At 56.4% G+C, this 16,815-nt stretch carries 19 protein-coding genes; 1 reads left to right on the top strand and 18 read right to left on the bottom strand.

Annotated features, from left to right (window positions below):
• Nucleotides 1-57: 57 nt before the first annotated feature.
• Nucleotides 58-447, bottom strand: a complete 390-nt coding sequence (locus EYB31_RS15630; RefSeq protein WP_240762460.1) for a hypothetical protein — start codon at nucleotides 445-447, stop codon at nucleotides 58-60.
• Nucleotides 448-570: 123 nt separating this feature from the next.
• The gene (locus EYB31_RS40915; RefSeq protein WP_276322046.1) at nucleotides 571-1,014 is read right to left on the bottom strand and encodes a VanZ family protein; all 444 of its coding nucleotides are present in this window, start codon (nucleotides 1,012-1,014) and stop codon (nucleotides 571-573) included.
• A gap of 237 nt (nucleotides 1,015-1,251) precedes the next feature.
• Here EYB31_RS40915 and EYB31_RS15620 point away from each other — a divergent pair, with 237 nt between their 5' ends.
• Nucleotides 1,252-1,776 carry a type 1 glutamine amidotransferase domain-containing protein gene (locus EYB31_RS15620; protein WP_131014273.1) on the top strand — a complete coding sequence of 175 codons (525 nt, stop codon included), beginning with the start codon at nucleotides 1,252-1,254 and terminating at the stop codon, nucleotides 1,774-1,776.
• Nucleotides 1,777-1,836: 60 nt separating this feature from the next.
• On the opposite strand, the gene EYB31_RS15615 is transcribed toward EYB31_RS15620, so the two are convergent.
• From EYB31_RS15615 to cobK, 16 genes are all read right to left on the bottom strand, one after another.
• Complete coding sequence (locus tag EYB31_RS15615; protein ID WP_240762456.1) at nucleotides 1,837-3,378, bottom strand: cobyric acid synthase; 1,542 nt, start codon at nucleotides 3,376-3,378, stop codon at nucleotides 1,837-1,839.
• A gap of 16 nt (nucleotides 3,379-3,394) precedes the next feature.
• The gene (locus EYB31_RS15610; RefSeq protein ID WP_131014271.1) at nucleotides 3,395-3,970 is read right to left on the bottom strand and encodes a histidine phosphatase family protein; all 576 of its coding nucleotides are present in this window, start codon (nucleotides 3,968-3,970) and stop codon (nucleotides 3,395-3,397) included.
• A complete protein-coding gene (cobD, locus tag EYB31_RS15605) occupies nucleotides 3,967-5,112 on the bottom strand; it encodes a threonine-phosphate decarboxylase CobD (protein ID WP_131014270.1) in 1,146 nt (381 codons plus the stop codon). The genes EYB31_RS15610 and cobD overlap by 4 nt, the downstream gene beginning before the upstream one ends.
• Before the next feature lie 84 nt (nucleotides 5,113-5,196).
• On the bottom strand, nucleotides 5,197-6,024 hold the full coding sequence (cobS, locus tag EYB31_RS15600) for an adenosylcobinamide-GDP ribazoletransferase (RefSeq protein ID WP_131014269.1): 828 nt from the start codon (nucleotides 6,022-6,024) through the stop codon (nucleotides 5,197-5,199).
• A complete protein-coding gene (gene cbiB / locus EYB31_RS15595) occupies nucleotides 6,021-6,986 on the bottom strand; it encodes an adenosylcobinamide-phosphate synthase CbiB (RefSeq protein WP_131014268.1) in 966 nt (321 codons plus the stop codon). The genes cobS and cbiB overlap by 4 nt, the downstream gene beginning before the upstream one ends.
• Nucleotides 6,983-7,597: a bifunctional adenosylcobinamide kinase/adenosylcobinamide-phosphate guanylyltransferase gene (gene cobU / locus EYB31_RS15590; RefSeq protein WP_131014267.1), complete on the bottom strand. Its 615-nt coding sequence runs from the start codon at nucleotides 7,595-7,597 to the stop codon at nucleotides 6,983-6,985. Before cobU ends, cbiB begins: the two co-directional genes overlap by 4 nt.
• Nucleotides 7,588-8,145: a nitroreductase family protein gene (locus EYB31_RS15585; RefSeq protein WP_131014266.1), complete on the bottom strand. Its 558-nt coding sequence runs from the start codon at nucleotides 8,143-8,145 to the stop codon at nucleotides 7,588-7,590. The genes cobU and EYB31_RS15585 overlap by 10 nt, the downstream gene beginning before the upstream one ends.
• A gap of 45 nt (nucleotides 8,146-8,190) precedes the next feature.
• Nucleotides 8,191-8,757 (bottom strand): cob(I)yrinic acid a,c-diamide adenosyltransferase, encoded by a 567-nt coding sequence (locus EYB31_RS15580; RefSeq protein WP_131014265.1) that lies wholly within the window; start codon nucleotides 8,755-8,757, stop codon nucleotides 8,191-8,193.
• A complete protein-coding gene (locus tag EYB31_RS15575) occupies nucleotides 8,732-10,162 on the bottom strand; it encodes a cobyrinic acid a,c-diamide synthase CobB (RefSeq protein WP_131014264.1) in 1,431 nt (476 codons plus the stop codon). Before EYB31_RS15575 ends, EYB31_RS15580 begins: the two co-directional genes overlap by 26 nt.
• Nucleotides 10,159-11,418 carry a cobalt-precorrin 5A hydrolase gene (locus EYB31_RS15570; RefSeq protein WP_131014263.1) on the bottom strand — a complete coding sequence of 420 codons (1,260 nt, stop codon included), beginning with the start codon at nucleotides 11,416-11,418 and terminating at the stop codon, nucleotides 10,159-10,161. Before EYB31_RS15570 ends, EYB31_RS15575 begins: the two co-directional genes overlap by 4 nt.
• Complete coding sequence (gene cobM, locus EYB31_RS15565; protein WP_131014262.1) at nucleotides 11,411-12,205, bottom strand: precorrin-4 C(11)-methyltransferase; 795 nt, start codon at nucleotides 12,203-12,205, stop codon at nucleotides 11,411-11,413. Before cobM ends, EYB31_RS15570 begins: the two co-directional genes overlap by 8 nt.
• Nucleotides 12,205-12,927: a precorrin-2 C(20)-methyltransferase gene (gene cobI / locus EYB31_RS15560; protein WP_131014261.1), complete on the bottom strand. Its 723-nt coding sequence runs from the start codon at nucleotides 12,925-12,927 to the stop codon at nucleotides 12,205-12,207. The genes cobM and cobI overlap by 1 nt, the downstream gene beginning before the upstream one ends.
• Complete coding sequence (gene cbiE / locus EYB31_RS15555) at nucleotides 12,924-14,156, bottom strand: precorrin-6y C5,15-methyltransferase (decarboxylating) subunit CbiE (protein ID WP_131014260.1); 1,233 nt, start codon at nucleotides 14,154-14,156, stop codon at nucleotides 12,924-12,926. The genes cobI and cbiE overlap by 4 nt, the downstream gene beginning before the upstream one ends.
• Nucleotides 14,149-15,255: a cobalt-precorrin-5B (C(1))-methyltransferase gene (locus EYB31_RS15550; protein ID WP_131014259.1), complete on the bottom strand. Its 1,107-nt coding sequence runs from the start codon at nucleotides 15,253-15,255 to the stop codon at nucleotides 14,149-14,151. Before EYB31_RS15550 ends, cbiE begins: the two co-directional genes overlap by 8 nt.
• Nucleotides 15,256-15,277: 22 nt before the next feature.
• Nucleotides 15,278-15,928 carry a precorrin-8X methylmutase gene (locus EYB31_RS15545; protein WP_131014258.1) on the bottom strand — a complete coding sequence of 217 codons (651 nt, stop codon included), beginning with the start codon at nucleotides 15,926-15,928 and terminating at the stop codon, nucleotides 15,278-15,280.
• A gap of 109 nt (nucleotides 15,929-16,037) precedes the next feature.
• On the bottom strand, nucleotides 16,038-16,805 hold the full coding sequence (gene cobK / locus EYB31_RS15540; RefSeq protein WP_131014257.1) for a precorrin-6A reductase: 768 nt from the start codon (nucleotides 16,803-16,805) through the stop codon (nucleotides 16,038-16,040).
• Between the last annotated feature and the right edge of the window lie 10 nt (nucleotides 16,806-16,815).

Below are 16,815 nucleotides of genomic sequence, written 5' to 3'. Positions count from 1 at the left end.
AAACCAAAAAAGCCAACCCCCGCGAGAGAGTTGGCCTGCGCTTTTGAATCCGCGGCGTTACGAGAAATCGTTTACAGAGATGTGATTTTTCGCCAGCTGCGATAATCTCCCGCGCACATCGGCGATCCACGCCTCGTCATCCAGCGATTTTGCAATCAACAGCAGATCGAGCAGTTCATTAATACGTTCCTGGATGATCGATTCGAGAGACGAGGCCAGGAGCTTCTTGTCCGACGCTCTCATCATCAGATGCGCAATTTCGCTATATTCGTCAAATAACAGCTGCCGCTTGTCCGGTTTGCTCCCGAGCTTGCCGATCAGGCTCGTAAGCTCCGGCTTCACCTCTGCGAACACCTCGCTTTTTTGACATGAATTGCACGAAAAAATCGGCACATTCTCAATCTCCACATTACTTTGATAAATGACGGTCCGCAGCCGGAACATCATTTTCCCCCCACACTTACAAGCCTTCTGCAATTCTGTCAGCTCCTTTAACCAACGCCCACGGCCTTCTATCCTTCAATAGTGTAAGTATTCTGCTTTTGGGGGCAAACTCCTGCCGCTAGCAGACTAGTAATATTTAGCACCGGACAGTCTATGATAAAGCCGGCTTACCGCAGGAATAGACAGGAAAAGCATAGCCAGCGCCGCGCCGATTCCATCATTAAGGAGATCCATAATATCTGCGGTGCGGCCGGGTACAAACCACTGGTGAAATTCGTCCGTTAGCCCATACAGCACACACAGCGTCACCGACAACAGCTTCCACCCGAAGCCAAGCGTCCTTGGCCCGCGCAGCCAGGCGAACGTCAAAGCAAGCACAAAATACAAAATAAAATGTCCGAAGTCAAAGCTCTGAATCCACGGAATGTATTGCTGTAAAAAAGGCAGCCAGTTATCCAGATCGTCTCCCGTCCGCGAGGATAAAGCGAAGATAATCCCCATCCAGATCAAACAAGGAAGCAAACGGAGAAAACCGGATTTCCGTGTCCGTCTCAATTTGAAAACACCCACTCTCTTAAAGTATTCAGGCCATTTTCCTCGGAAATCGCACAATTTGTGGAGATATCCGCGATATAAGCCTTTGCACCGCTTGTGCAGCAATGCATTTTTTTCATATTTTAAGCTTGATAGAGCGGCAAATGCAAGTTTTCCCCGCTGCTTATTCCTGCCATGCCGGCAATAGCTCGACAAACCGTGCTGCATTGTATAGACTCAACATGAATGCCACGTTGAGAAGGAGCGAAAGAAATGAGACTGAGCGGCAAACGGGTGCTTTGTTTTATTGATGAAGAATTCGAGGATTTGGAGCTTTGGTATCCGGTATACCGCGTTCGGGAAGAAGGCGCCGAAGTCGTTCTGGCAGGCGCTAAGAAGGGCGCCGTTTACCACGGCAAATACGGCGTGCCCGCACAAGCGGACGGAGCGTTTGGCGACTATGATGCGGGCGACTTCGACGGCGTTCTGGTGCCCGGAGGTTGGGCTCCCGACAAGCTGCGACGTTACCCGGAGGTACTTGATTTTGTCAGACGGATGAACGAAGCAAACAAACCGATCGGGCAAATTTGCCATGCCGGCTGGGTGCTGATTTCCGCCAAAATTTTAGCGGGCCGCACCGTCACTTCGACCCCTGGCATTCGCGACGATATGGAAAATGCCGGGGCCACTTGGCTCGACGAGGCAGTTGTGATCGACGGCAACCTTGTGTCAAGCCGCCGGCCGCCGGATCTGCCCCCATACGCCAAAGCGTTTTGCGACGTGCTCGCAGCGCGTTAAGAGACATTTTGACAAAAGACACCTTAACAAAAGACACCGATACGGTGTCTTTTGTCAGCATTAAAGGGACGTTTTTACGGCTCCCATACCGATAATGTCATACAGCTTCGCCATATCCACATGGGCGCGGACATGGTCGGCCAAACGGTCGAACGCAGCCGTCTTGCGGCTGTGAAACGAAACAACCTCGGTTACCGGGGGCAATCCTTTGGCGCTGCGCACTTCGTTCAGCCAGCTGCGGCGAAATGCATCGTTATGAAAAACGCCGTGCAAGTAGGTTCCCCACACCAGCCCGTCCTCCGAGATCGCACCGTCCGTGCCGCCGTTCAGTTCAAACAGCGGAGCGGCCTGCGGCGTTAGCCAGGTTGTCTGCCCCATATGAATTTCGTATCCTTCAATCGGAGCACCCTGCCATTCCTGCCAGCGCCGATGGCGGCTGACCGACGTGCCTGCGGCCCGCACCGTCTTTTTGTGGCGGTAAAACGTCGTTTCCAGCGGGAGAAGCCCAAGACCATCAACTTCCTCCAGCAGCGATTCCACCTGCTCAGGATCCTTTAACCGGACGCCGAGCATTTGATACCCTCCGCATATGCCGACCAGTCTGCTGCCGCCCGCTACAGCCTCTGTAATCGCTCTGGCAAGCCCAGAGTCGTACAGGTGGGCTAAATCCTCCAACGTGTTTTTGGAGCCCGGCAATACGACGATATCGGGTTCTCCGAGGTCGGACGCCTCCTGCACGAACCGGACGCCGACATCCGGCTCGGATTCCAGCGGATCGAAATCCGTAAAATTGGATATCCGCGGCAAGCGGATGACGGCTACATCCAGTTCTTTGCCGGCGCTGCGCGCATTATGACCGCGGCTTCTTTTATCAAGCACAACCGAATCTTCGGCTTCGATATCCAGTCCGGCCAAATGCGGGATCACACCCAGCACCGGAATGCCCGTCCGCTGTTCAAGCCAGTCAAGCCCCGGCTGCAGCAAGCTGAGATCGCCGCGGAATTTATTGATGAGGAAACCTTTGATTCTCCTTCGCTCGTGCGGCTCCAACAGCTCCAGGGTACCGACAATGGCGGCAAATACGCCCCCTCTGTCGATATCCGCCGCCAGCAGAACGGGAGCGTCAGCCCATTCGGCTACACGCATATTGACGATATCGCGGCTCTTCAGATTAATTTCAGCCGGACTGCCGGCCCCCTCGATCACAACGAGATCGTATGCCGCTCCGAGCCTGTCCAGCGCTTCGCGGACAATGCCCGCCGCAAGCGGCAAATAATCCTCGCGGTAACGGCGCGCGCTCATCTCCTCGTGCGGCACGCCATGAACGACGATTTGCGCGGTCATATCGCGGGTCGGCTTCAGCAATATCGGATTCATATCGGTTGTCGCCTCAATGCCGCAGGCTTCCGCCTGCATTCCTTGGGCTCTTCCGATTTCTTTGCCGCAAGCCGTGACATAGGAGTTCAGCGCCATATTTTGCGACTTGTACGGAGCCACTCTCCAGCCGTCTTGATAAAAAATGCGGCAAAGCGCCGCGGTCAGCACGCTTTTTCCCACATCGGAGGCGGTGCCCTGAACCATAATTGTTTTCGCTCTCAACACAAGGGGCCTCCTCATCTTATATTATGCCGCATTCGCAATATTGACCGGGTTCGATGGCAATGTCCCAGAACGGCTCTCCCCGCGAAAAAGCCAGCCAAGCGCGGATGGGGCCGCCGTGCGAAACGATCAGCACGTTTTTGTATCCGGAAGAGGCAACATCGCTCATAAATGAGCGCATCCGGGCCAATACATCGCTTAAAGACTCCGTCCCGCCCGGCGGCGCCGACGTTTCGGCATGGTCGTACCAATCGGTAAGCCGGCTGCCCAACTTGGCCAACGCCTCATCGTACGTCAAGCCGTCCAAATCGCCGAAATCCGTTTCCATCAGCCGTTCATCGGCAATCAGCGGACACTCCTCATTTACCATGGATCTGAGGAGTTCGGCGGTTTCTTGAGCGCGGCGCAGCGGGCTTGTATAGACGGCTTCGCAGAAGACGCCCGCTGCCGCGAGCCGGTTCCCTAACTCCTCTGCTTGTTTGCGGCCCGCCTCGTTCAACGGAATATCGCTGCGGCCCAAATATCGCTTCTGCACATTCCAATCGGTCGCTCCATGCCGGACCATAAGTGCGTTTACACCTTCGCCGGGCTTCACGTTGCGGTTTCCCCGCCGCCTAATAACGAGGCGGCCAGCGCTGCGACAAGCCGTTCGTTTTCCGGGCGGGTTCGCACGGCAATGCGGAAATACCGGTCATCCAGCCCGATAAACGTCGCGCATCGCCTAATAAATATGCCTTGCTCCGCAAGCCGCCGCTGCATCTCGTTGGCGGGAATATGGCTTGGACCAAGCGCAACCAGCAAAAAGTTGGCAACACTGTCGAAAGCGGTGCAGCCGAGCCCATACAAACGGTTTTGCAGCCAGCTTCGCTCCACGGCGATCAATTCCCGCGTCCGCCGCTCATATTCGTGATCCTGAAGCGCCAGCACTCCCGCTTTTTGCGCAAAATGGTTTACGCTCCACGGCATCTGCAGCCGCCGCAGTTCGCGGATCATAGCCGGTCCGGCTACGATAAATCCAAGCCGCAGGCCGGGGATCGCATAAAATTTTGTCATCGAGCGGATCACCACAATATGTTCGCTGGCGGCCGCTTCGCGGATCATCGTCACATTCGATTCGTCGGGAAAAAAATCGGCAAACGCTTCATCGAGCACAAGTTTGGCTCCATGCTTGTGCGCCTGCCGGGCAAGCTCGCGCAGCTCATCGCGTTCTCTGCGTTCGCCGGTAGGGTTGTTCGGCTGTCCGAGAAACAAAGCGTCCACCTGCGGCAATACATCGATCAGCTTGGACGGCTCGATGCGAAACCGTTCCTCTGGGGACGAAGTTACCGAGACGACGTCGGCCCCCGCCTTCTCCAATGCCTCACGGTACTCTGAAAAAGTCGGATCCGTAACGGCCGCCCGGCGAAAACGCAGCGCCCGCGGAAGCAGGTCAATCAGTTCGGCCGCACCGTTGCCGACAAGTATCGAATCGAACGGCACGCCGTATTTGGATGAGATCGCTTGGCGCAGCTCCCGGACCTCCGGGTCGGGATAACGCGTGATGTAATCCCACTCGTCCAGCAGCATGTGCCGCAGCGCGGGAGGCGGTCCCAGCGGATTAATGTTGGCGCTGAAATCGAGCCGTTCACCGGCTTTTCGGCCAAACGCCTCTTCGGCGGCCGCCCAATTGCCGCCATGCCCGTTTTTTTCCAAATCGATGGGGCCGCCGGTTTGTGATAACTCGTCTTTTTGCAGCATCTTCTGTATTCACCCGCCTTTTCGTTGATTCTCTATTTCTTGAAGACCCGGCTTATAGGATCAGCTTGCGGACGGCACGGGCGATCAAGCTGCCATATACAACATCAAATATGCCGCCGCCAGCAAGCCGGCCAATTCCACAGCTTCATTTAAGGCGCCGTACGTGTCCCCCGTCCAGCCTCCCAGCTTGCCCGTCACATAACGTCCGGCCAGCCAAGCAACGCCTAGCTGCACGGCGGTAACCGCCAACCACGACGCGGAAGGGACGATACATAAGCCGGCCAGACAAAAGCAGGAGGCCACGACCCAATCGCTTACGCGTGCAGCGGAAAAGTAACTGCCAAGCCCCCCTGCCGAACCGATATACGAGCCGCGAATAATGGCAGCGACCATACACCAGCGGCTGACTGCGGGAATCGTCACAAAGCCAAACAACAGCCCGCCGCTGAGCCACGAACCGGGCGCTGTTTGCGCCCCCGCAAAACCGCCGGTCCCGCAGGCCAGCAGCATCCATAATGCGGCCCATTTGAGCAGCAGCAAAAATATCGCGGCGATCACGCCCATCGCGCCAACCCGGCTGTCTTTCATAATTTCCAGCATACGCGCCCTGTCGCGGTGACTGCCGAACGCATCGGCAGTATCCATCCAGCCGTCCATATGCAGCCCGCCCGTCAGCAGCGTCCAAACCAGCAGCGCCACTGCCGCATTCAGCGGGGCAGCTTGTGCGGGCAGAAGCACTGCAACTGCATAAACAATAAGGCCGATGAACATCCCGACCAACGGATAAAACCTCAGACTGCGGCTGACTGTATGAGGCACATAAGGAACATGAAGCGGCAGCGGCATTTTGGTCAAAAATTGAAAAGCAATAACAAGGCCGTGCCACCATTGCGGTTTTGGTTCATGATTCATGGCCGCCACCACAACCAGCCTGCGAGAATGAGGAGTAACAGCATAATCAGCACCGCCGTTTTGTACATCATGCCAACTGTCAGAGGAATGTCTCCGCTGACAATGTTCCGATGCGCTTCCCCCATCCGCGCCCGCACGGAAACGACACCTCCGTAGCGGTTTTCTCCGCCGAGCTGGATGCCCAGCGCCCCCGCCACTGCCGATTCAGGGATGCCGCTGTTCGGGCTCGGATGTTTGGCGGCATCGCGGAGCATGGCCTGCATGGACTCTCGCGCATTCAGCTTTCTGCTGAGCAGCGCGACAAACCACAGCAAGCAGCCGGTTATTCGTGCAGGCACATAATTAAGCACGTCGTCAAGTCGTGCGGACGCCCAGCCGAAGTAACGGTATTTGTCGTTTTTGTAGCCGACCATCGAATCCAGCGTGTTTGTGGCACGGTACAGCAGCGCGCCGTACGGACCGGCGAGCAGCGCGTAAAAAAGCGGCGAAACAAAGGCATCCACGATGTTTTCGGCGACTGTTTCTACTGCCGCACGCGACACTTCTCCTTCCGGCAGCGTATCCGTATCCCGCCCGACGATATATCCCACACGAATGCGAGCTTCCTTCAAATCGCCCGCGGCAAGCGCGTCATAGACCTGCATCGCCGCCTCTTTAAGCCCTTTGACCGCAATCGTGGTCGAGATGAGCCAGATGGATAACAGCACGTGAACGATGGGATGCAGCATCGCGGCTGCTTTCAGCAAAACAAAAGATACGATCAGCGTGACCGCCAATAAAAAAAACACAAGCGCGATCCCGAGTCCCCGCTCCTGTGCCGGACTCATCCCGGAAACGCGAAACCGCCTCTCGAACCAGGCGATCGCTTTGCCGAAGCCGATGACCGGATGCGGCAGCCAGCGCGGATCCCCGACCGCCAGGTCCACGATCAGCGCGGCAATAGCAAACGTCAGCGTATTCACAGCTCGTCCAAACCTCCCGTTTGCTGTAATGCAAGCTGTCGTAAGTTTACCGGAATGCCGCACACGACAAAATAAGTATCGTCCGCTTGCGCCGCCAATAATTGATTGACCCTGCCCGCCAAATCCCGGTACACCCGGCCCAGCTGATACTCAGGAACGATGCCGTGACCGACTTCGTTGGTGACCGCGATGACCGGAAAAGGAGCCGATTTCAGCGTTGCCGCAAGCTGTTCGGCCTGGGCTAACAGTTGACGGCCCGTCCCCGGCTTGCTCCAGCGCTCTTCTCCCGAACCATCGTTCTGCAGCAGCAAATTGCTCAGCCACAACGTGATGCAATCGATCAGAACCGCTCCTACCGGCAGTTCGTACAGCCGTTTAACCGCTTCAGCCAACTCATATGGCGACTCCACCGTCTCCCAACCCGCTGGACGGCGCTTCCGGTGTTCTTCCACGCGATCTTCCATTTCGCGGTCATAAATTTGCGATGTTGCGATATAAACGACCGGTTTGCCGCTGCGTTCACCGTAACGCTCACCCAGCCGCTCGGCAAACGAGCTTTTTCCGCTGCGGGCGCCGCCGGTTACCAGGATGAATTTGTTGTTCACAGCCATGTCGTTTTTTCGGTAAAAGGCGTTCTGGCCGTTACCGGCGCATCGGCTGCGGGATATCCTACAAAAACCGAACCGATAATTTTGCGGTTATCCGGCGAGCCGATAAATCGATGCAAACGTTCGTCGCGCACAAGTCCGATACCGCGGGTTCTCCAGACAAGGCCAAGCCCATGCTCCGCCGCCGTCAGCCACATCGAATGAATCGCACAAGCGGCAGCATATTCGTTGTCCTCGGAGGAAGCCTCGTCGCCGGGAACCTTATCGGCTGTAACAACGATAACCAGCGGCGTATTTTCCAAAACCAGCAGCGATTCTTTGACAAGATGCGGTTTGGTAGGGAATCTTTCCTCCAAAAACTGCTTCGCCAGTTGTTCATAACGAAGTTTGGCTTCGCCGCGGATGACATAAAAATGCCACGGCTCACGCAGCCGGTCGTTTGGCGCCCAAGTGGCCGCTTCCAGCAAGGCCGCAATTTTGGCGTCCTCCACCTCGCGTGGTTCATAGGCGCGGACTGCCCGGCGATTTGCAATAATCGGGATCGTGCTCATCTATGTAGTCTCCTTCATGCTTTCCTTGAGGAAAGCCGGTAATGTTTAAAATTCCAACCCAAGCACGGCAGGTACGCCTTCTTCATAGTAATGCTTGACCGCCCGAATTTCCGATACGAGGTCGGCCTGCTCAATCACTTCCGGTTTCGCATTGCGCCCGGTCAGCACCAAATGCATATGACCGGGCCGGCTTGCGATCAGCTCCAGCACTTCCTGCAAAGGCAGCACGTCGTCAACCGGAAATCTGTCGATAGCCAGCGCATTGTTAATTTCATCCAAAATAACGACGTCCCACGGGCCGTGCATCACTTCGGATTTGGCCGTATCCCATGCAACGCGCAGCGCTTCGCGATGCTCCTCCGGCGTCTTTGTCCACGTAAAGCCAACCCCAAGCTGACGCATCTCTATGCCGATTTTACTTAAGGTAATTTGTTCTCCATAGGTGCGCTGCGGCGACTTGATGAACTGCAGGATCAGCACCTTGCAGCCGCGTCCCGCAGCGCGGACAGCCAAACCAAGAGAGGCGGTCGTTTTGCCTTTGCCGTCCCCTGTATATACCAGCGTGTATCCCTTCCGGGAGGCGCGGTTAGTCTTTGTTTCCTGTCCGTCCATCGGTACTTCGCCTCCTTGCTTGTCCGTATTCGGCGCAGCGGTCGACGAACCTTTTGGCCGCACCTTGGTTTGATGCAAAATGCATATGAGTGTATCCCGCCGTCACGGATCCGGCGCAGTACCCGTCCCATCCGGCCCCGCGCAGTCCTTTCGTCTCATAGGCATACGGATAATCATCGACAGCCGGAGCAAGGGTTGAATAATGGAATTCGTGTCCCCGGATCGATTCCCCTTCCGCCAGCAGCAAATTATTTCGCGCTGCCTTCACTTCGCGGTAACCAAGCGCCGCCAATTTGATCTGCATCCGCACTTCGGCGGGAATCAGCCCGACCATCGGATGGACTTGTCCTGCCCGGTCGGTAATGGAGCGGGTCAAATACATGTATCCGCCGCATTCCGCAAATAACGGCAGTCCCGACTGGACACGCCGTTTCAGATCGTCGTTTTGTTTTTTGTGCGATGCCAGCTCGGCGGCGAACTCCTCCGGAAACCCGCCGCCGATATATACGCCGTCCGCTTCCTCCGGCACCGTTTCGCCGCGAAGCGGGCTGTACTCGTAAAGCTTGGCCCCAAGCAGCTCCAGCAGCTCGAGATTTTCCGGATAATAAAAGTTAAAAGCAGCGTCCCGCGCTACGGCAATGGTCGGGGTAAACGACAGCGCCTGCCGCATTTCCTCAAACAGCCGTATTTCCGGCTGTTTCAGCGGTTCGGCAGATTGCGCCAGCGCCAATACCGCCTCCATATCGACGCCTTGCTCGACGACCTCGGCCAACCGCGCAAACAGTGGCTGCAGCTCCCCGCGTTCGACGGCCGGAACGAGACCCAGATGCCGCTCCGGCACCTGCAGCGTCTCGTCCCGACCAAGCCAGCCAAGGACAGGCAGGCCGCATTCCTGCTCGATTGCGGCTTTGACGATCTTGTAATGCCCGGCGCTGCCGCATTTGTTGACGATGACACCGGCGATGTTGAGGTTGGGGTCCAGCTTCTGAAAGCCAAGCACGACAGCCGCCGCGCTGCGGGCCATGCTTTGCGCGTTCACGACAAGCAGCACCGGACTTTGCAGCAAAGCGGCAATTTCCGCAGTGGAGCCTGTATTGGAGAGCGGGTCTTTGCCGTCATACAAACCCATCACGCCTTCAATGACCGAAATGTCGGCAGCTCGGGAGCCGCGCAAAAAAATGTCACGCATCGTATCGTGCGCCGTCATCCATGTGTCCAAATTACGCGATACGCGGCCTGTCACCGCCGTATGATAAGTCGGATCGATGTAGTCGGGTCCGCACTTGAAGCCCTGCACCTGCAAACCGCGACGCCTAAGCGCCGCCATAATGCCGAGAGTTACCGTCGTTTTGCCGGCTCCGCTGCCGGTTCCGGCAACGACAAGGCGCGGTCTATGCTCGCTCATATGTTTGCCTCCGTGCCCGCGGCACGATGATTAGTAGCGCCTTGCTGAGAAGTCGTCGCACGATCAGCATCCGCGTTTTCGGAGCCGCCTCGCTCCGTGCTTACGGCCATTTCGCGTTCGGCCGGATTACCCAAATCCGCATTTGAGCGACCGCTTCCGGTCCCTTCTTGGCCAAAAACAGCGCGAGCGACGGATATCGTCACGTTGCCGCTTTTTTTCTTCTTCAGCAGCCAATCTTCCGCACCGCTTGCAAGACGAGCAGCAGGCTCGCATACGCCGTAAGCCCCGGTATACTTAAACACCGTGTCCGAAGGATTCGGCAGCGTCACCGTGTTGAGCTGCTCGGGAGTATAAGTCGTGAGCGGCCATTTATATTTGGAGCATACTTCCAGGAGCCCCTGTTCGTCTTTTTTCAAATCGATAGTGGCGATGCCACGCACGCTTTTTATCGAAAGGCGCAGCTCTGCCAGCGTATCGCCAATCACCTGCTCGATTTCCGCCGCCGAAGTGCCGCGGTTGCAGCCGATGCCCAACACCAGCGTTTTCGGACGGTACAACACGCCATTACCAAGCAGCGCCCGCTCTTCGTCGCCGCTCAACAAGCGGTCCGTTACGACAAGCGCTGCGTCAAATTCCACGCTCATCGCCTCATCGGCGCTGCCGAACACCCAAATGTGCCCCGGCAAAGGTTTGTCGTACGTCCACCAGTTTGTTTCTCCGGTTTCTTGCACGATCACCACACGTTCCTCGTTAACGACCGATGCGCTGACCGGCGTCGCTTTCTCGAAGCTTTCGATTTCCCAGCCGAAGCTGCGGCCGAACAAATCGACAGGGATCGTTTGCTGCACATCCGACGCCGTCGTGATGACCGGGCGAGCGCCAAGCACTGACGCCACCTGACGGGTTAGCTCATTGGCTCCTCCGAGATGGCCGGAGAGCACGCTGATGACATGCTCTCCGCGGTCGTCGATCACTACGACGGCGGGGTCTTTCTTTTTGTCTTCCAAAATCGGAGCGATCATGCGGACCACCGCACCAAGCGAAATAAATAAAATAATGCCGTTATACCGTTTAAACAAGTCGGGCAAGATCAGCTTGACCGAACCGTCGAACAAAGCGATACCTTTCTCTTCTTCATCGCCTCGGGCGAATTTGCCCATATAATAAAGGTCAATGCCCGGGAACCGCTCCACAAGCTGCCTTGCCATCTCTACCCCGTGTTTGGTGATCGCTGCTGCGACAAACGGCTTACTCATGGCTTGGCACCCCTTTCCGGTAGCCGTGCGTAAACGATTTATCGTATAGTTTCGAGCGGTGCTCGTCGCGGTCGACAATCGACGGGTCAAGCGCCCAGCCTGCAAGTATCATCGCATGCATACGGATGCCGGCTTCACGCAGGTCGTTATCCAGATTGCTTAACGTTGTCCTGACGATTTTTTGGTCCGGCCAGGTCGCTCTTTGCACGACGGCCACAGGAGTGTCTTCCGACCAGCCGGCGGCAAGAAACTCTTTAACCACCTTCTTGGCCAGCGTTGCGCTTAAGAACAGCGCTACCGTACAATGATGGGACGCCAAGTCGCGCAGCTTTTCGCGTTCCGGTACAGGCGTTCTGCCTTCCGCCCGCGTCAGAATGACCGTCTGCGTCAAATCGGGAACCGTCAACTCCGCGCCTAGCGCCGCAGCCGAAGCAAAAACCGAGCTGACGCCGGGTATGATCTCATACGCGACATCTTGCTGCTTCAAGAGTACCAGCTGCTCCAAAATAGCGCCGTATACGGACGGGTCCCCGGTATGGACACGCGCCACCGACTTCCCGGCCCGTACCGCTTCCACCATACGTTCCACCATTTGCTCCAAGTCCATCCCGGAGCTTTGCAGCACTTCGGCATGCTCGCCGGCACGGGCAATCAGTTCCTCGCTGACCAGCGAGTCGGTGTACAGCACCACATCGGCCTGCCTTAAAATGTTCAGCCCTTTGACCGTAATCAAATCGGGGTCCCCGGGTCCTGCACCAACAATATACACCTTCGGTTCGATCCGCATTATTTTCTCACCACCATTAATGTCAAATATTCAAGCTCCTGGCCCTTCAGCTCCCGCACATCCCGCCAAACCAGTTCGTGCGGCGAAGTTACCTTCGTCACAACCGACGCCTTGTCGGCAAGCCCGAGCTCCTCCAAAATCTCAATCATCATATCCAGCACTTTGGCCACTTTAATAAAAACGATGGCTTCATGCGATTGTACAGCACGTTTCATCGCCTCGCGGTCATGATTCGCCGGGACGATCGCCACTTGATCGTCGCCGTCAGCAAGCGGCAGATCGAGACGAGCGGAGGCGGCCAGTACCGAGGAAATGCCGGGTACCGAGCTGACCGGCACTTCAGGATGTTTCTCCCGCATCAACCGCGCCATGTGAATGAACGTACTGTACAGATTCGGATCGCCTTCCGTCACAAAGGCGATATCTTTTCCCTCCCGAAGCAGCTGCCAGCACATATCCACCGTCTTATTCCACTCGCGGTCCAAAGCCGCTTGGTCGCGGGTCATCGGAAATACGAGGCCCAGCATTTCCTTCTCTGCCGTATCCACATAGAGCTCGACGATTTCCAGCGCGTACGATTTGGCTCCCATTCTTTTTTTCGGGTAAGCGATAACCGGGCATTCCTGCAGCATCCGGTACGCTTTGACGGTAATCAGCTCTGGATCCCCTGGCCCGACGCCAATGCCGTATAAAGTTCCCGGCTGTGCCGCTGTCGTTGTCATATGTCGTTCCTCCATCCGGTAATTACGTAAATCGGATTCAATCCTTCAAACCGGGTCATATCCAAAATCGGCTTGCTGCGGGCAATTTGCACTAGCGCCACTCGCACTTCATAGCCTTCTTCGCGCAGCGCCTTCTGCGTGTCCGCCAGCGTTTCGATCGTCGCCGCATTGACAACGATACGGCCGCCTACACGCAGCCGGCTGCAGCAGATATGCAGCAGCTCGCGCAGCTCGCCGCCGCTGCCGCCGATAAATACCGCGTCGGGATCGGGGAACCCGTCCAGCCCTGCCGGCGCTTTCGCCTGTATAGCGGTAAAATCGGCGCGAAACTTGCGGAGGTTCAGCTCGATATTTTCCATGTCGGCTTCATTTTTTTCGACAGCATATACTTGACCGCGCGAAGCCAGCTTGGCGCATTCCACCGCCACCGAGCCGGAGCCCGCTCCGATATCCCACACGATGCTGTCCGCCTTCAGCTTCAGCTCGGACAAGCTGAGCACACGCACTTCTTTTTTCGTAATCAGCCCTTTGTCGGGCTTGCGCTGATGAAATTCCTCGTCTTCGAAGCCAAAGCCGCGCCGCGCTTCGGCGCTGCCGCTCTTTCTGCGTAAAATGACGATATTCAGCGGGGAAAAGGTACTTGACGCCGCCATATCGGCAAGCGTCCAATGACCGCAGCGTTCGTCTTCACCACCGAGGTTTTCAGCGACAAACGCCTCGTATTCGTCCATCCCGAAATCAAGCAAATAACGGGCAATCACCGCGGGATTGTTCGTTTCGTCCGTCAGCAAGGCAATTTTCGCTTTGCCGTCAATACGCTGCGCCAAGCCGCGGATCGGCCGGCCGTGCACGCTCTCCAGCACCGCATCCTGCCAGCTGTCCCCTAGCCGGGCGAAGGCAAGCTGCACCGAGCTTAAATGGGGGTGTATTTGGACGGCCCCCGCGCCCGCTTTCTTCGCAATAAAGCCGGCCACGCCGAAAAAAAGCGGGTCGCCTGACGCCAGCACAACGATGCTGCTGCGGGTTCGGCGCTCCAGCAAATCGTCCACGATGCCGCTTAAGCCGCCTTTCAGCACGATGCGTTCAGCCTGACTTTCCGGGAACATCGCCAAATGCCGCTCGCCGCCGACCAAAACCTGCGCTTCCCTTACATAACTCAGAACTTGCTCGTTTAATCCCGATGCTCCATCGTCACCGATACCGATGATTTGTATCCGGTTGTTAACCACTACGTATCGCCCTCCCTAACGTATCGCCTTTCATAGTGACCAGCACTGTCTCTATCCTGATTCCGCCGCTCACATGATTCAACGCGTGATGGCAGGCGTATTCGCATAATATATCGAAAAACTTCATGAACCCCGCTGCCGCAAGCACATCTCCGGCATGCGAGGCCGTATTCGCCCCTTCGACGGCTGCCTGCAGTTCCGGATCCGCGCCGGCTTCCCGCGCCGCTTGCGCGAGAAAAGCAAAATCGACGGGCGCACTTTTGGAATGGACCATCATCACGCCTTGCGCTACTTTCGAAAATTTCCCCATCATGCCGACCAAACTGACGGTCTCCATGCCCAGTCTTTTCGCATGCAGCAAAGAGAACCCGACAAAATCGCCCATTTGGATAAAAGCTTCTTCCGACAGCTGGGGGAACATTTTCATCGCATATTTTTCGCTGCTGCCCCCGGTTGTCAGCACGACATGCCTGCAGCCGGAAGCCTTGGCGACCGATAACGCCTGCACGACGCTGGCTTTATAAGCCGACGTCGAAAACGGCACAACGACGCCTCGTGTGCCGAGAATCGATATGCCGCCGAGAATGCCCAGCCGCGCGTTCAGCGTTTTTTTGGCGATTTCCTCGCCGTCCGGCACGGAAATCACAACCTTGACGCCCCGTTCCACGGCATACTCGGCGAGCACTTCTTCCACTGCCTGCAAAATCATGCGGCGTGGTACCGGGTTGATCGCCGCTTCGCCAACAGGAACCGGAAGCCCCGGCTTGGTGACGCGTCCGACGCCGACGCCGCCGTCCAATTCAATGCCGTGGCCGGATGTCCAACCTACGGAGGCGACAATTTTGGCTTTGTGCGTTGCATCGGGGTCGTCTCCGGCGTCTTTGATCGTAGCGCATTGCGCCATGTCTTGCGTATATTCGCATTCGATCAGTTCGAATGTATGAGCAAACCCGGCGGGCAGCCAAACCTCGGCTTCCTCCACTCGCTGTTGAGCGATCAACATCGTAACCGCGCCTTTGGCAACCGCGGTCGCACAGGCACCGGTCGTAAACCCGTGGCGCATCGGTTTGTCATCTTGACCTTCCGACCGTTCGCTCATTTGGGACACCTCCGGCGCTGCATTATCCCCGCTTGTCCGCCAGCAGCGAGAGCGCATTCACCGCTGCAACGACAACTGTGCTGCCGCCTTTGCGGCCAATGTTCGTAATAAACGGAATATCGAGTTTGCGCAGCTCGTCTTTGGACTCCGCCGCGGACACAAACCCTACCGGCATGCCGATGATAAGGCTTGGCTTGGCATAACCTCCCTTGACCAGCCGGATCAACTCCAGCAGCGCCGTCGGCGCATTGCCAATCGCATAGATGCCGCCGCTTGTTTCCTTCAGCGCTTTGCGCATCGACACAATCGCCCGCGTCGTATTCAGCCGTTTCGCTTCTTCCATCACATCCGGATCGGATATGTATACATGGACGTCGCCGCCGTATTTGCGCAGCCGGTCTTTGCTGATGCCCACCTGCACCATCTGGACGTCGGCCACGATGTTTTCGCCGTTGCGAATTGCGGTGATTCCCGCTTCCATCGCCTGCGGATGAAACACTAAGCTGCGTCCAAGCTCAAAATCCGCCGAAGCGTGAATAACCCGCTGCACAACCCGGTATTGGTCATCGCTGAACGAATGTTCGCCCAGCTCTTCCGTAATGATTTGGAAGCTTTTGTCTTCAATTTCTTGCGGCTGTATCGTTAATGGCACAAATTCCGTTTTAAAATCCATCGCTTGACCTCCTGATTGAACTTATTTTATGTATCTGCCCTGAACCTGCTTGTACACAAGTTTGCAAGTTGGTTTCGGTTTTAGGCATTCAAAACCTGAATTTATCTTGCTAGAGCTGCAGCTTCTCCACTTCGGCGAGAACTCCGCCGAAATCGGTAAATACGGTGCCAAACTCAATCTCGGGACGTGATATTAAAATAACCTCGATCCCCATCGCCAGCGCGGTTTCCACTTTTTCATCGACGGCCCCGGTTGTACCGCTTTCCTTGGATACCATCACCGTGGTTTTGAATTGACGGTATAACGCTTCGTTCATCTCTTTGGTAAATGGGCCTTGCATCGCTATAATGTTCTTCTGCTCGACGCCAAGCTCTTCGCATTTCTCCATATTGTCGCGTCTTGGGAGCATGCGGGCCACTAAGCGAATATCGGGATCTTGAATCAGGTGGCGGGCAAAAATATGCAGCGTTTTGCTGCCCGTCGTCAGCATGACTGAACCCTTGCGGCGTTTGGCTTCCAAAGCAGCTTCCTCATAACCGGAAACGACCGTTAGCTGAGGATTGTCGCCATACAGCAAAGATGCGCGCTCAAAACGAATATAAGGCAGCCCCAGCTGCCGCGCCGCAACCATCGCATTGCGGTGTGCCTCTTCGGCAAACGGGTGGCTGGCGTCAACGACGGCACGGTAACCGCCCTCTTGCAGTAATTGCGCCATCTCATCCGCCGTCAACCTCCCCGTGCGGACGGTTAACCCGTGCTCCTGCAAACTTTTGGCGGCGCTATCCGTCACAACCGAACAGCATAAGGAGCTGCCGGTTTCTTTCAGCCGCAGCGCCAGTTCTCTGGCGTCGCTTGTGCCGCACAGCATAAATATCATACGGTTGTTC

The organism is Paenibacillus thalictri, from assembly GCF_004307995.1.
GTDB lineage: Bacteria > Bacillota > Bacilli > Paenibacillales > NBRC-103111 > Paenibacillus_AF > Paenibacillus_AF thalictri.
Note: the sequence above shows the minus strand (reverse complement) of the source record. Positions and strands in the feature narration are given on the sequence as shown.

Coding starts and splice junctions, on each gene's coding strand:
- EYB31_RS15630 (WP_240762460.1), bottom strand. CDS start 447: ATGATGTTCCGGCTGCGGACCGTCATTTATCAAAGTAATGTGGAGATT.
- EYB31_RS15620 (WP_131014273.1), top strand. CDS start 1,252: ATGAGACTGAGCGGCAAACGGGTGCTTTGTTTTATTGATGAAGAATTC.
- cobD (WP_131014270.1), bottom strand. CDS start 5,112: ATGCTGCAAAAAGACGAGTTATCACAAACCGGCGGCCCCATCGATTTG.
- cobS (WP_131014269.1), bottom strand. CDS start 6,024: ATGAATCATGAACCAAAACCGCAATGGTGGCACGGCCTTGTTATTGCT.
- cobU (WP_131014267.1), bottom strand. CDS start 7,597: ATGGCTGTGAACAACAAATTCATCCTGGTAACCGGCGGCGCCCGCAGC.
- EYB31_RS15585 (WP_131014266.1), bottom strand. CDS start 8,145: ATGAGCACGATCCCGATTATTGCAAATCGCCGGGCAGTCCGCGCCTAT.
- EYB31_RS15580 (WP_131014265.1), bottom strand. CDS start 8,757: ATGGACGGACAGGAAACAAAGACTAACCGCGCCTCCCGGAAGGGATAC.
- EYB31_RS15575 (WP_131014264.1), bottom strand. CDS start 10,162: ATGAGCGAGCATAGACCGCGCCTTGTCGTTGCCGGAACCGGCAGCGGA.
- EYB31_RS15570 (WP_131014263.1), bottom strand. CDS start 11,418: ATGAGTAAGCCGTTTGTCGCAGCAGCGATCACCAAACACGGGGTAGAG.
- cobM (WP_131014262.1), bottom strand. CDS start 12,205: ATGCGGATCGAACCGAAGGTGTATATTGTTGGTGCAGGACCCGGGGAC.
- cobI (WP_131014261.1), bottom strand. CDS start 12,927: ATGACAACGACAGCGGCACAGCCGGGAACTTTATACGGCATTGGCGTC.
- EYB31_RS15550 (WP_131014259.1), bottom strand. CDS start 15,255: ATGAGCGAACGGTCGGAAGGTCAAGATGACAAACCGATGCGCCACGGG.
- EYB31_RS15545 (WP_131014258.1), bottom strand. CDS start 15,928: ATGGATTTTAAAACGGAATTTGTGCCATTAACGATACAGCCGCAAGAA.
- cobK (WP_131014257.1), bottom strand. CDS start 16,805: ATGATATTTATGCTGTGCGGCACAAGCGACGCCAGAGAACTGGCGCTG.